14 protein-coding genes are annotated in these 12736 nt (G+C 73.2%); 11 read left to right on the top strand and 3 right to left on the bottom strand.

The features are described from left to right. Positions 1 to 261: 261 nt before the first annotated feature. The 6 genes from EAO70_RS13170 to EAO70_RS13140 all read left to right on the top strand — a co-directional run bounded on the left by EAO70_RS13170 (position 262) and on the right by EAO70_RS13140 (position 5261). Complete coding sequence (locus EAO70_RS13170; protein ID WP_261992836.1) at positions 262 to 1068, top strand: hypothetical protein; 807 nt, start codon at positions 262 to 264, stop codon at positions 1066 to 1068. A gap of 17 nt (positions 1069 to 1085) precedes the next feature. Beyond that, positions 1086 to 1946 (top strand): hypothetical protein, encoded by an 861-nt coding sequence (locus EAO70_RS13165; RefSeq protein ID WP_148003187.1) that lies wholly within the window; start codon positions 1086 to 1088, stop codon positions 1944 to 1946. Further along, complete coding sequence (locus tag EAO70_RS13160) at positions 1943 to 2803, top strand: hypothetical protein (protein ID WP_148003186.1); 861 nt, start codon at positions 1943 to 1945, stop codon at positions 2801 to 2803. Before EAO70_RS13165 ends, EAO70_RS13160 begins: the two co-directional genes overlap by 4 nt. Before the next feature lie 238 nt (positions 2804 to 3041). After that, positions 3042 to 3614 (top strand): FABP family protein, encoded by a 573-nt coding sequence (locus EAO70_RS13150; RefSeq protein ID WP_148003185.1) that lies wholly within the window; start codon positions 3042 to 3044, stop codon positions 3612 to 3614. Positions 3615 to 3701: 87 nt separating this feature from the next. Then, entirely contained in the window at positions 3702 to 4271 is a 570-nt protein-coding gene (locus EAO70_RS13145; protein ID WP_148003184.1) for a Fur family transcriptional regulator, read from the top strand. A 9-nt stretch (positions 4272 to 4280) separates the two neighbouring features. Further along, positions 4281 to 5261: a YgfZ/GcvT domain-containing protein gene (locus tag EAO70_RS13140; protein ID WP_148003183.1), complete on the top strand. Its 981-nt coding sequence runs from the start codon at positions 4281 to 4283 to the stop codon at positions 5259 to 5261. Positions 5262 to 5416: 155 nt separating this feature from the next. Here EAO70_RS13140 and dtd read toward each other — a convergent pair whose 3' ends face one another. Next, complete coding sequence (dtd, locus tag EAO70_RS13135; RefSeq protein WP_148003182.1) at positions 5417 to 5842, bottom strand: D-aminoacyl-tRNA deacylase; 426 nt, start codon at positions 5840 to 5842, stop codon at positions 5417 to 5419. Positions 5843 to 5981: 139 nt separating this feature from the next. Between dtd and EAO70_RS13130 the strand changes: the two genes are divergently transcribed. Then, positions 5982 to 6602: an ABC transporter substrate-binding protein gene (locus tag EAO70_RS13130; protein WP_148003181.1), complete on the top strand. Its 621-nt coding sequence runs from the start codon at positions 5982 to 5984 to the stop codon at positions 6600 to 6602. Positions 6603 to 6692: 90 nt separating this feature from the next. After that, entirely contained in the window at positions 6693 to 7937 is a 1245-nt protein-coding gene (locus EAO70_RS13125; RefSeq protein ID WP_148003180.1) for a GNAT family N-acetyltransferase, read from the top strand. Between the two features lie 37 nt (positions 7938 to 7974). On the opposite strand, the gene EAO70_RS13120 is transcribed toward EAO70_RS13125, so the two are convergent. Continuing rightward, positions 7975 to 8784, bottom strand: a complete 810-nt coding sequence (locus tag EAO70_RS13120) for an ABC transporter permease (RefSeq protein WP_148003179.1) — start codon at positions 8782 to 8784, stop codon at positions 7975 to 7977. Positions 8785 to 8831: 47 nt separating this feature from the next. Next, positions 8832 to 9782 (bottom strand): ATP-binding cassette domain-containing protein, encoded by a 951-nt coding sequence (locus tag EAO70_RS13115; protein ID WP_148003178.1) that lies wholly within the window; start codon positions 9780 to 9782, stop codon positions 8832 to 8834. Positions 9783 to 10007: 225 nt separating this feature from the next. Here EAO70_RS13115 and EAO70_RS13110 point away from each other — a divergent pair, with 225 nt between their 5' ends. From EAO70_RS13110 to EAO70_RS13100, 3 genes are all read left to right on the top strand, one after another. Continuing rightward, entirely contained in the window at positions 10008 to 10793 is a 786-nt protein-coding gene (locus tag EAO70_RS13110) for a TetR/AcrR family transcriptional regulator (RefSeq protein WP_261992835.1), read from the top strand. Then, positions 10790 to 11476, top strand: a complete 687-nt coding sequence (locus EAO70_RS13105) for a TetR/AcrR family transcriptional regulator (protein WP_148003177.1) — start codon at positions 10790 to 10792, stop codon at positions 11474 to 11476. Before EAO70_RS13110 ends, EAO70_RS13105 begins: the two co-directional genes overlap by 4 nt. Before the next feature lie 82 nt (positions 11477 to 11558). Further along, the coding region (locus EAO70_RS13100) for a HelD family protein (protein WP_410091269.1) at positions 11559 to 12736 on the top strand (1178 nt) is incomplete at its 3' end.

Here is a 12736-nt window from a genome sequence, read left to right as displayed (position 1 = left end):
GTAATGTGCGGCGCCGCAACCCCCGGTGTCCCCCACGTGTCTGGGGGGTGCGCGGATGACGGAATCCGCGCTTCAGGTCTCGTGGGGGGACTCTTGAGCACAACAGAAAGCACCCGAAATCCGGAAACGCCGGTACCACCGGACGGGCCACCGCAGCCGGAAGCCGCACCTCCGGTCCCGCCGGAGGCCGTAACGGCGGATGTGGTTCCGGTCACAGAGCCGGCCGCTGAGCCGGTCACAGGGCCGGTCGCGGAGGCTGCGGTGCCGGTCGCTGAGCCGGTCGCGGAGGCGGCCCCGGTCGAGGCGGAGGCCGGAGAGCCGGGCGTGCCGGTCGTCGCCGTACGGCCGCGCCGTCGTGTCCTCCGTACCGTCGGACTGATCGCCGTCGCCGCCGTCCTCGGCCTCGTCGGCGGCACGGCCGTCGGCTACGGCATCCAGGCCGAGCGCGAACCGACCGCGCTCCCGCCACTGAACCAGCCGGGCCTCGCGTACCCCGCGAAGCCGCTCCCCGAGGGGCAGAAGGCGAAGCTCGCGGCCTCGGAGGACCTCCGGACGAAGGCGGAGGGCGATCTGCGGAAGCTGCTGCTGCCGAAGCCGGCCGGGGCGAAGAAGTCCGAGTTCGCCGATGCCGACGGCTGGATGCACGTGTCCACGTTCGCCTCGCGGTTCAACAAGCCGGGCAACGCCCTCGACGACCAGCTGGAGATGGGCGTCCGGCGGATCGCGGTCACGTCCTGGGCGACGGGCGAGTACAAGGAGACCGAGATCCGGCTGGTCCAGTACCGCGCCGGCGACGGCCTCGGTGCGCAGGACTTCGTCGAGGGCCAGCAGGCCTACATGCCGGACGAGGACTTCGCCGAGAGCGAGGGCACGGAGCTCAAGGGCTCCGCCAACGGCCGCTACTACGTCTTCCCGGTGCGGAAGAAGGCCGGCTACCTCGACCTGTACGAGGCCAGGGCCTATTTCTACCGCGGTGACATCGCCGTGGAGATCTTCATCGTCGACACCAAGAAGATCGCCGTGAAGGACATCCGTTCGCTGGCCGAGCGACAGCTGGGGCGCCTGTGAGTGAGGACCGAGACGCCGTGACCGAGCCCGTGAACGAAGCTGTGAACGAAACCGCGGCCGAGCCCGCGGCCGAGCCCCCGGCCGGCGTGGTGACCGGAGCCGAGCCGGTGGTGAACCGGAGGGCCCGCAGGGTCCTGCTCCGTGTCGTCCTGCCCTCCGTGCTGGTCCTCGGCCTGATCGGCGGCGGCGTCACCTACACCGCGCTCACCGCCTCCGCCGCCGACCGCACCGCGCCGACGACGGTCTGGGGCTCGACCGGGGATTCGACGCCGGATGAGGACCCTGCCGCCCCGCTGGCGCGCGGCAAGGCCGGAACGCCGCTGAGCAGGCTCCTCCTGCCCCTCCCGAAGGGGTACGAGTTCGGCCCCGACGAGGAGCTGTACGGCAACGACGGCGAGCTGGGCGCCGCGGAGGCCACCGCCCTGATGAAGCAGTCGGGCGAGGGCCTCTCCGGCAAGAAGCGCCGCGCCTTCGAGAAGAACGTGGACAAGCTCGGCCTCCAGGGCATCGGTGTCCGCTCCTTCGCGGACCTGAACAACGACGTCGTCGTCTCCGTGGAGCTGGCGCGGATGAAGGACAAGAAGCGGATCAAGGACAGCTACCGGCTGCGCAAGGAGGTCATGGAGTACCTGGAGTTCCCGAAGGGACCCAAGGTGAAGGACCACCGGAACGCCGTCTGCTACCTGGCGCCCAAGGACACCACGCTGGACAAGAAGGAGCAGGCCGCGGCGCTGGAGGAGATGTTCTGCATCGCGTACGACTCCGAGGTCTTCGTCACCGTCAAGGCGGCCGGTGCCAAGCCGTTCGACAAGGCGCGGGTGGCGAAGCTGCTGACGCAGCAGCTCGACCACATCGCATCCCCGGGGGAGTACGTATGACCGAGCAGACCCTCACCCAGCCCGCGGCCGCGGCCCAGCCCGACGCTCCGGCCCCGGGGCAGCAGGTCCAGGCTCCCGGCCCGGTGCCGGAGAAGCCCCGGAAGTCCCGCCGGCCGCTGCTCCGGGGCATCGCCCGCTGGACCGCCGCCGTGCTCGTCCTCGCCGGCGTCGGCACCGGTACGGCCATGGGGATCACCGCCATGGAGCGCTCCGAGGTGCCGGGACTCGCGACCGAGTCCGACGGCCGCTGGGAGTACCCGAGGCTCGCCCTTCCGGCGCTGCCGGCGGGCACCCTGCGCCCGTACACCGAGGGCAACGACGGCGAGATCCACCACGCCGACCTCCGGCAGCTGCTGCTGCCCGCGCCGAAGGGCGCCACGGTCGACCCGAAGCTCGACGGCGGCTGGGTCGGCCTCGACACGTACCTCGCGCACTTCCACGCCGACGACCGGGGCGCGGTGGAGGAGGCCCTGGCCGAGTCCGCGCTGCGCCACGTCGCGGCCCGCGGCTGGACGACGCCGGACGGCACGTCCACCCGGGTGTACCTGATGAGGTTCACGTCGGTCGCGTTCGCGGAGGCGTTCAAGGACGACGTCCTGGACACCGGCACGCGCGGCAGCCGGCTCCCGGACGGCGTCGACGGCGAGACGGTGGACTCCTCCCTGAGGGACGCCCGCTTCTCGTACCTGTCGCTGTACTCCTTCGACGAGCGGAAGCCCTACGGGCCCGAGCAGACCCGCTGGGCCTACATCCAGGCCGGTGACACGCTCGGCCTGGTCGTCCAGTCCCGCAAGGGCGAGGCGCTCGCCGTCCCGTTCCAGCAGACGGTCGTGCTGCAGGCCCAGCTGCTGGGCTGATCATCGGCGAGACCCACCTCACCGAGTGGGCCGGGCCCCCGCCCACTAAGCTGGGGTCCGGCCCGTTCCGCCTTCACCGCTCAGTCGAGGAGCACCCTGTGATCATCTTCTTCGAAATCCTCCTGGTCCTGGTCGCCGTCGGCGTGATCGCCTTCGCCGGCCTGGCCGTGAAGAAGCTGTACCAGGGCCAGCGCTAATCCTTCTCGCCAACCACTCCTAGAGAACGTCAGAGCTGCTCATGATCGAGATCCCGTCCGACCTCAACCCGGACCTCGTCCCCCTCGCGTTCCTGCTCGGTACGTGGGAGGGCGCGGGTGTCTCCGACTTCCCCGGCGCCGAGAAGTGCAACTTCGGGCAGTCCGTGACCTTCAGCCACGACGGCCGGGACTTCCTGGAGTACACCTCGCACTCCTGGGTCCTGGACGCGGAGGGCAACAAGGTCCGTCCGCTGGAGAGCGAGAGCGGCTACTGGCGTATCGACAAGGACCGCAAGGTCGAGATCGTCATGGTCCGAGACCAGGGCATCGTCGAGATCTGGTACGGCGAGCTCGCCGACCAGAAGCCGCAGATCGACCTGGCCACGGACGCCGTCGCCCGCACCGCCGCCTCGGGCCCGTACTCGGGTGGCAAGCGCCTCTACGGCTACGTCAAGAGCGACCTCATGTGGGTGGGCGAGAAGGCGACCCCCGAGGTCCCGCTGCGGCCGTACATGTCGGCGCACCTGAAGAAGGTCGTGACGCCGGAGGAGGTCGCGGAGATGGCCCGCAACCTCGGCGACCTGCCGGACGACGGCATCGCCTTCTTCCGCTAGAAGCCCCGCCGGGTCGGTCCGGTTCGGATCGGCCCGGATTCCGGTTGAGTCTGGGACGCCGCGCCGCGCCCTCCTACACTGGGGGGCGTGGTGAGCACCGACTGGAAAAGCGATCTGCGGCAGCGCGGTTACCGGCTGACGCCGCAGCGCCAGCTCGTCCTGGAGGCCGTCGACGCGCTGGAGCACGCGACGCCCGACGACATCCTCGTCGAGGTCCGCAGGACCGCCTCCGGCGTCAACATCTCCACCGTCTACCGGACCCTGGAGCTCCTGGAGGAGCTCGGTCTGGTGAGCCACGCCCATCTGGGGCACGGGGCTCCGACGTACCACCTCGCCGACCGGCACCACCACCTCCATCTGGTCTGCCGGGACTGCTCCGGGGTGATCGAGGCGGACGTCTCGGTGGCCGCGGAGTTCACCGGGAAGCTCCACGAGACCTTCGGCTTCGAGACCGACATGAAGCACTTCGCCATCTTCGGGCGGTGCGCGGACTGCGCCGCCGGGAGGGTCGCGGACGCGCCGGAGTCCGGAGCGGGGGCGGCAGGGGCGGCCGGGCCCGCCGGGGCAGCTGGGGCGGCCGGGACGACCGGGTCCGCCGGGGCGACCAGGACGGCCAGTGGCGACCGCGCCCCGAAGGAGTCCGGCGCCGAGTCGTAGGCTTTCTCCATGCAGCGACATTCCACGACCAGCCCTCTGCTGTCCCTGCCCGGCGCCGTCGCCGCGGAAGGCCGCGACGAAGGTGTCGCCGCGCACTACGGCGACCTGTTCCGCGAACAGCGCGCCCTCGCCGACGGCCGCGGCTTCGTCGACCTCTCCCACCGCGGTGTCGTCGCCGTCACCGGCGACGACCGGCTGAGCTGGCTGCACCTGCTCCTCACCCAGCACATGACCGACCTGACGCCCGGGCAGGCCACCGAGGCGCTGATCCTGTCGGCGAACGGGCACATCGAGCACGCCCTGTACCTCGTCGACGACGGCGAGACCGTGTGGGCGCACGTCGAGCCCGGGACCCGGGAGGAGCTCATCGCCTACCTGGAGTCGATGAAGTTCTTCTACCGCGTCGAGGTCGCCGACCGCACCGACGACATCGCCGTCGTCCACCTCCCGGCCGGTTCCATCGCCGAGGTCCCCGAGGGGGCCGCCGTACGGGAGACCCCGCACGGCCGCGACCTCTTCCTGCCCCGCGCCGACCTGGAGGCCTTCGCGCAGGCGCACGGGCCGGCCGCAGGCGTCCTCGCGTACGAGGCGCTGCGCGTCGAGGCGCACCGGCCGCGGCTCGGCTTCGAGACCGACCACCGGACCATCCCGCACGAGGTCGGCCTCATCGGGAGTGCCGTCCACCTCCAGAAGGGCTGCTACCGGGGCCAGGAGACCGTCGCCCGGGTGCAGAACCTGGGCAAGCCGCCGCGCCGCCTGGTCTTCCTGCACCTGGACGGCAGCGAGGTGCTGCTCCCGGGGCACGGCACGCCGCTCCGGCTCGCCGCCGACGGCGAGGAGGGCCGCCAGCTCGGCTTCGTCACCAGCTCGGTCCGCCACCACGAGCTGGGGCCGATCGCCCTCGGCCTGGTGAAGCGGAACGTGCCGGTGGACGCCCCGCTGATCGCCGGGACGACGGCCGCCGCGCAGGAGACGGTGGTCGAGCCGTAGGGGTCCGCGCCGGCCGGTGAGGCGGAGCCGCACGGGCTCCCGCCGGTCATGCGGAGCCGTACCGTACGGGCTCCCGCCGGTGAGGCGGGAGCGTACGGTCCCGGGTCCCGCCGAGCCGGCCGGGTTGGCCCGGCCGGTCCGGCCTGGCCGGGGGTTCAGACCTCCAGCAGTACCGTGAACGGGCCGTGGTTCGTGAGCGAGACGCGCATGTCCGCTCCGAACCGGCCCGTCTCCACGTGCGCCCCGAGTTCGCGCAGCCGGGCCACCACCTCGTCCACCAGGGGCTCCGCCACCGGGCCGGGCGCGGCCGCGTTCCAGGTGGGGCGGCGGCCCTTGCGGGCGTCCCCGTAGAGCGTGAACTGGGAGACGACGAGCAGCGGCGCGTTCACGTCCGAGCACGACTTCTCGTCCTCCAGTACCCGGACGGACCAGAGCTTTCTGGCCAATTGGGCCGCCTTCTCCGGGGTGTCGTCGTGGGTCACCCCGACCAGCACGCACAAGCCCTCGCCGGTGATCTCACCGACGGTCTCCCCTGCGACGACGACACTCGCGCCGTCCACCCTCTGCACCACTGCACGCATGCGCCCCAACCTACCGAGTGGGCACCACTCCGACGGATGAGGGGCCGAACGGGTGCAGAGCGCCTGCACGGGCACCTGCATGAGTGGCACGATGCCTGTCAGGCGGTGCGGCAGCGCACCGGTCGAGGGGACGATTCTCATGAGTGCACCTGGCAGCGGGCCGACGCCGTCCGGCCCCGTACCGCTGATCCGCGCCGCGACCCGGGGCGGCGGACCGGGCGGCGGCCCCGCCACCCGTCCACCCGCCCAGAGGACCGCCGAACCGGCCCTCCCGGACCGGCCCCAGCCCGAACTCGGTGCCCTCCGGCTCCCCGAGCTGCGCACGCTGCGCCGCGACGCGCAGAGCGACGAGGCCGACCTCAGCTATGTGCGCCGGATGCTCCAGGGCCGGATCGACATCCTCCGCGCCGAGCTGGCGCGGCGCACCGACCCGGAGGCCCCGGTCCTCGACAGGCTCTCCGAGATCCTCGCCGACGTGCCCTCGCGGCACCGCACCTCCGCCCGGCACGTGACGCTGTCGACGCCGCGCGGCGAGGAGTACCGGCGGCTGGCCGCCGAGATGCTGTCGGAGGTCGAGCTGTCGGACCTCACGGCCCGCACGGACGACGAACTGCACGCGGGGCTGGGGCGGCTCGCCGGGTACGAGCAGCAGATCTCCCGGCGCCGGCAGGCCCTCCAGCGGACCGCCGACGACTGCAGCGCCGAGATCGCCCGCCGCTACCGGGAGGGCGAGGCGCAGGTCGACGACCTGCTGGCCTGAGGGCCCCCTGAGGTCCGCGGCCGGGGCCCCGCCCGTGGGCGCCGGGAAACTCGGGTGCGGGTGGGCGAGGGCCGTGCGTAGGGTCCGAGGATGAGTGTCGACGTACGCGCCGTGACGGAGTCCGAGTTCGCCGACTGGCAGCGCGCCCTGCGCACCGGTTTCCTCCGGCCGCCGGTCGTGACCGACGAGGAGGTCGCCGACCGACTGGCGAACGTCGACCTCGCGCGGACGGCCGGGGTCTTCGACGGCGGCCGGGTCGTCGCCACCTTCCGGTCGTTCCGGCAGGAGGTCAGCACCGTCGGCGGCGGCAGTCTCACCGCCGACGCGATCACCCAGGTCACCGTCTCCCCGACGCACCGCAGGCGCGGACTGCTCAGCCGGATGATGACCGCCGACCTGGCCGCCGCGAAGGAGCGGGGCGACGCGATCGCCACCCTGATCGCCGCCGAGTACCCGATCTACGGGCGCTACGGCTTCGGCCCCGCGAGCTGGGGCGCCGAGTGGAGCGTGGACCTGCGGCGGGCCGGGCTCGACCCGCGCCGCTCGGGCCGCCCGGAGGACGGCGGCCGGATCGACCTGACCGACGCCGACGAGATCCGCGCCGTCGGCCCCGAGACGCACCGCAGGCTGGCCGGCGTCCGCGCCGGGGTCACCAGCCGCTCGCCGCGCGACTGGGCGGTCGGCACCGGCCTCGGCGTGCAGAGCGAGCCCTGGCGCGAGCCGTACTACGCGGTGTACCGCGCGGAGTCCGGCGAGGTCGAGGGCTTCGTGGCGTACTCCTCCGACGAGAAGTGGGACGACGCCAAGCAGCCGGTGAACACGGCGACCGTCCGGGACCTCGTCGCCGTCACCCCGGCCGCCGAGCGCGCCCTGTGGCACTACCTCTGCTCCGTCGACTGGATCACCACCGTCCGCTCGGGCTACCGGGCCCCCGACGACACGCTGCCGCTGCTGCTGCCCGACCCGCGCGCCGCGAAGCTGCTGACGTACGCGGACATGCTGTGGGTACGGGTCCTCGACGTCGTCGAGGTCCTGGAGAGCCGGACGTATCCGGTGACGGACGCCCTCGTGCTCGACCTGCGGGACGGGAACGGCCTCGCCGGCGGCCGGTACCGTCTCGACGCCTCGCCGGAGGGTGTGTCCTGTGCGCCTACCGCCGCGTCGGCCGATCTCGCCCTCGACATCGCCGATTTGGGCGTTCTCGCCTTCGGCGACGAGTCGGCGGTACGCCTGGCCAGGACCGGGCGGGTGGAGGAACTGACGGCAGGTGCGGCCGCCCGGGCCGACCTGCTGTTCCGTACGCCGCTCCGCCCGTTCTCGCCCGACATCTTCTGAGACCGGGCGCGCGCCGAGCCCGTGCGGCGGGTGCGGGTCAGCGGGTACGGAGCCGGAAGAGGAGGCCCGAGGCGGCGACGGCGAGGGCCAGCAGCCCCGCGCACCACCCCGGGGCGATCCACGGGGTGCCGCCGACGGGCAGGTCGAGCAGGAGGCCCCGCATGGACTCGATCAGCGGGGTCACCGGCTGGTGCTCGGCGAAGCCGTGCAGCCAGCCCGGCATCGTCTCGATCGGCACGAACGCGCTGCTCGGATAGGGCAGGAACATCATGAAGAAGGTCACCGCGCCGGCCGCCTCCGCCGTTCTGGTGACGAGGCCGATCGCCGCCGACAGCCATGAGACGGCGGTGATGTAGGCGAGCAGCAGCCCGATCGCCGCGAGCCAGCCGGCGGGGGTGGCGCTCGGGCGGAAGCCGATGGCGAGGGCGACGCCGAGGACGAGCGCGGTGGAGAGCGCGTTGCGGGTGACGGCGGCGGCGACGTGCCCGGCGAGGAACGGGGCCCCGCCGACGTCGAGGGTGCGGAAACGGTCGACGACCCCGAGCCGCATGTCCTCGCTGACGGAGAGCGCGGTGCTCGCGGCGCCGAATCCGGCGCAGAGGACGAGCACGCCGGGGACGACGTAGGTGACGTACCGGGCGCCGGTGTCGATGGCTCCGCCGAAGAAGTAGACGAAGACCAGCATCAGCATGATCGGCAGCATCATCGAGGTGATGACGGCGTCGAGGTTGCGGCGGCTGAGCCGGATGCCGCGCCCGGCGAGGGTGGCGGCCGCGGTGAGGCTGCCGGCCGCGGGGAGGGTGTTCGCGGAGGGGAGGGTCTTCGCGGTGGGGAGCGTGTCAGACACGGTGGGGCTCCTTGTCGGCGGGGAGCGTGTTCGCGGCGGTGCGGATGTCAGGCACGGCTGGGCTCCGGGGTGGCGGTGAGGGCCAGGAAGACGTCGTCGAGGGTGGCCGTGTGGAGGCCGAAGCGGGCGATGTCCCGGCGCTCGGGGTCGAGCGCGTCGAGCAGGTCCCGCACGTGGGCGGCGCTGCCGTCGGTGGGGACGCCGAGCGTGCGGGCGCCGGGGTCGAGGGTCGCGGGCCGGCCGGTGGTCCGTCCGGCGAGCCGTGCGTACCCCTCCTCGTCGCAGGCCACGACGTCGAGGCGGTGGGCGGCGTAGCGGGCCTTGAGCGCGGCGGGGGTGCCCTCGGCGAGCGTGCGGCCCCCGCCGAGGACCGCGATGCGGTCGGCGAGCCGGTCCGCCTCCTCCAGGTACTGGGTGGTGAGGAAGACGGTCGTACCGGCGTCGGAGAGTTCGCGGACCGCCTGCCAGAGCTCCTGGCGGCTGCGCGGGTCGAGGCCGGTGGTCGGTTCGTCGAGGAACATCACCCCGGTCGCGCCGGGGTCGCGGACGAGGCCGGCGGCGAGGTCGAGACGGCGGCGCATGCCGCCCGAGTACGTCTTCACGAGGCGGTCGCCGGCCCCGGTCAGGCCGAAGCGGTCGAGGAGTTCGGCGGAGCGGCGGGCGGCGGCGGGGCGCGGGAGACCGGAGAGCCGAGCCGCGGTCCAGAGGTTCTCGGCGCCGGTCTGGGTCTCGTCGACGGCGGCGAACTGCCCGGTGAGGCTGATGGCGCGGCGGACCCGGGAGCGTGCGGTGACGACATCGTGTCCGGCCACGCGCGCGTGGCCGGCGTCGGGCGTGGTGAGGGTGGCGAGGATGCGGACGGTGGTGGTCTTCCCGGTGCCGTTGGGGCCGAGGAGGGCGAAGACGGTGCCGCGGGGGACGTGGAGGTCGAGGGCGTCGAGGACGCGGACGTCGCCGTAGCTCTTGGTCAGGCCGGTGGCTTCGATGGCCGGAGGCATGGGTGCTCCCTGGGACGGATGGACGGTGGACTGCCTCTTCAGTACTGCGTATGCCATACGCGTTACTGTGTAAGGGCTACGCATTACTAGGATGGGCGTCAAGCGTGCGAGGTGGCCGGGAGGCGGCGGGTTGTGGCGACGGACGGCGATGGGCGTAGGGGAGAAGGGCGTACGGGAGAAGGCGGCGGGGGCGCCGCGACGGGCGACGGCGGTGGTGGGCGTGCCGTGACCGGCGGGGGCGCGGCACGCGACGGGTCGGGTGTGGTCGGCGACGGGGGCACCTTCCTGCCGCCGAGCATCGAGGCGGCCTGGGGGCTGCGGGAGCGCCCCTCCAAGGGCCCCAAGCCCGGCCTGACCCTGGACCGGATCGTCGACGCGGCCGTCTCCCTCGCCTCGGCCGAGGGCCTCGACGCCGTTTCCATGGGCAGGGTCGCCAAGGAGCTGGGCGCCTCGACGATGTCCCTGTACCGGTACGTCTCCGCGAAGAGCGAGCTGTACGTCCTGATGATGGAGGCCGCCACCGGGGCACCGCCCGGGCTCTTCCCGGCCGGCACCGCCTGGCGCGAGGCCATGGAGGCCTGGGCATGGGCGCTGCGCGAGGTCTACCACCGCAACCTCTGGATGCTGCGGGTCCCCGTATCGGGCCCGCCCGCCACCCCGAACCTGGTCGCCTGGTGGGAGAAGGCCCTCGTCGCCCTGGCGGACACCGGTCTCGACGCCGGCGCCAAGATCTCGGTGACGCTGCTGGTCAGCGGATACGTGCGGAACGACGCCCTGGTCATGGCCGACCTCGCGTCCGTCGTCGCCGCCGGGGGCGACTCCGAGGAGGTGCTCGCCCGGTACGCCCGCACCCTGCGGCGGCTCGCCGATCCGGCGCGGTATCCCGAGGTGGCGCGGATGCTGGACGACGGCGTGATGGACGTGGCCGACGAGCCCGAGGTCGAGTTCCGCTTCGGTCTGGCGCGGATCCTAGACGGGGTCGCCGTCCACGTCGACGGGATCGCCTCGTGACCCCGGACCGCGGCGCCGCCGCGCCCGGGCTGCGCGAACGCAAGAAGGAGCGGACCCGCCAGACGCTGTCGGACGCGGCCGTGGCGCTGTTCCTGGAGCGGGGCTTCGACGCCGTCTCGGTCGCGGAGGTGGCGGCCGCCGCCGAGGTCTCCAAGCCCACCCTGTTCCGGTACTTCCCGGCCAAGGAGGATCTGGTCCTGCACCGATTCGCCGACCACGAGGACGAGTCGGCCCGGGTGGTGACCGCGGGCCGCACCGCCGGAACGGCGCCACTCGACGCGCTGTACGCCCATCTGCGGGACGGGCTGGCCCGGCGCGACCCGGTGACCGGGCTCTGCGACCATCCGTCGGTCCTGGCGTATCTCCGGCTGTTGTACGGAACGCCGGCCCTGGTCGGGCGCCTGCACGCCTACCGGGTGCGGTCGGAGACGGCGCTGGCGGATGCGCTGGCGGCTGGGGGCGGTGATGGGGGCGGCAGCCCGGAGGCCGGGTCCGGCGGTCGGGGCGTTGATCTGCTCGCGGCGCGGCTCGCGGCGGGGCAGATCGTGACCGTGCTGCGGGTCCTCGCGGAGGAGAACACGGCGCGCATCGCGGCGGGCGCGACCGCCGACGAGGTGGCGCCGGACGCCGAGGCGGCGGCGGAGCTGGCCTTCCGGTCACTGCGGGAGGGCCTGCCGTTCTGACCTTCACGCCGGATCCACGCGAACGGATCTGGGATCAGGTTAAAAATATAACTCAGTAACGTTTTCCGTTAGGCTTGCCGGAATGACGTCACTGGACCTTGAGCTCGCCCGCGAACGCTCCCACCACGACGCCTGCCGCGCCGCCCTGACCCGGATGACCGAGGACGTCGCCGGCCAGGTCGTCACCGGTGAGGACACCGCCGCGTCCGGCGCCGACGCCGAGGCGCTCGGCCGCCATCTGCGCAGCCGCGCCAAGGAGATGCGGGAACAGCCCCCGGGGCCGCTGTTCTTCGGCCGCCTCGACCTCGACGACGGACGCGTCCACCACATCGGCCGCCGCCGGATCGGCGAGGACCCGGCCGCTCCGCCGCTGGTCGTCGACTGGCGGGCGCCCGTCTCCCGCGCGTACTACCAGGCCGGGGCCCGCGACCCGCAGGGAGTCCTCCGGCGGCGCCGCTTCGGCTGGGCCCCGTACAGCGAGGGCGCGTCGGAGGATCTGACCGCGCTTGAGGACGAACCGCTGGCGGCGGGCGGCGAGGTGACGGTCAGTGCGCTGCTCGCCGGGGAGATCGAGCGTCCCCGGGTGGGGCCGATGCGGGACATCGCGGCGACCATCCAGCCCGAGCAGGACGACCTCGTGCGCTCCGACCCGGCCGCCTCCCTGTGCGTGCAGGGGGCGCCCGGTACCGGCAAGACCGCGGTGGGCCTGCACCGGGCCGCGTACCTCCTCTACACCCATCCGCAGCGGATCCGCCGCTCCGGTCTGCTCGTCCTCGGCCCGCACCGCGCCTTCCTCTCGTACATCTCCGAGGTGCTGCCCTCGCTCGGTGAGACCGGTGTCCGTCAGGCGACCCTCGCCGACGAGATCGCCCGCCACCCGGTCCGCGCCGAGGACAGCGAGGAGGCGGCCCGGGTCAAGCACGACGCCCGGATGGCGGAGGTGCTGCACCGGGCGCTGTACGGCAGGGTCGACCCGGCGCCCGCGGAGGACCTGGCGGTGCGGGACGGTTCGGCCCACTGGCGGCTGCCCGCCGCGCAGCTCGCCGAGATCGTCGAGGACGTACGGGCGGAGGCCCCGCCCTACGCCACGGGCCGCGAACGGGTCCGGGCCCGGATCGTACGGGCGCTCCAGCTCCGGGCGGAGCGCCGGTGGGGGCCGATGGGGGCGGCCTGGGCACGACGGGTCGAACGGGCGCGGGCGGTGACGGAGTTCCTGGACAGGTGCTGGCCGAGGACGAGTCCGGAGGAGGTGCTTGCGGG

The sequence above is a fragment of the Streptomyces sp. adm13(2018) genome (assembly GCF_008042145.1).
In the GTDB taxonomy this organism is placed as follows: domain Bacteria; phylum Actinomycetota; class Actinomycetes; order Streptomycetales; family Streptomycetaceae; genus Streptomyces.
The sequence above is the reverse complement of the archived record's forward strand: the minus strand, read 5'-3'. Positions and strand labels throughout refer to the sequence as shown.

Excerpts from the sequence above, each read along its gene's own strand:
- EAO70_RS13125 (WP_148003180.1), top strand. The coding sequence starts at position 6,693 with ATGAGTGTCGACGTACGCGCCGTGACGGAGTCCGAGTTCGCCGACTGG.
- dtd (WP_148003182.1), bottom strand. The coding sequence starts at position 5,842 with ATGCGTGCAGTGGTGCAGAGGGTGGACGGCGCGAGTGTCGTCGTCGCA.
- EAO70_RS13130 (WP_148003181.1), top strand. The coding sequence starts at position 5,982 with ATGAGTGCACCTGGCAGCGGGCCGACGCCGTCCGGCCCCGTACCGCTG.
- EAO70_RS13140 (WP_148003183.1), top strand. The coding sequence starts at position 4,281 with ATGCAGCGACATTCCACGACCAGCCCTCTGCTGTCCCTGCCCGGCGCC.
- EAO70_RS13115 (WP_148003178.1), bottom strand. The coding sequence starts at position 9,782 with ATGCCTCCGGCCATCGAAGCCACCGGCCTGACCAAGAGCTACGGCGAC.
- EAO70_RS13150 (WP_148003185.1), top strand. The coding sequence starts at position 3,042 with ATGATCGAGATCCCGTCCGACCTCAACCCGGACCTCGTCCCCCTCGCG.
- EAO70_RS13160 (WP_148003186.1), top strand. The coding sequence starts at position 1,943 with ATGACCGAGCAGACCCTCACCCAGCCCGCGGCCGCGGCCCAGCCCGAC.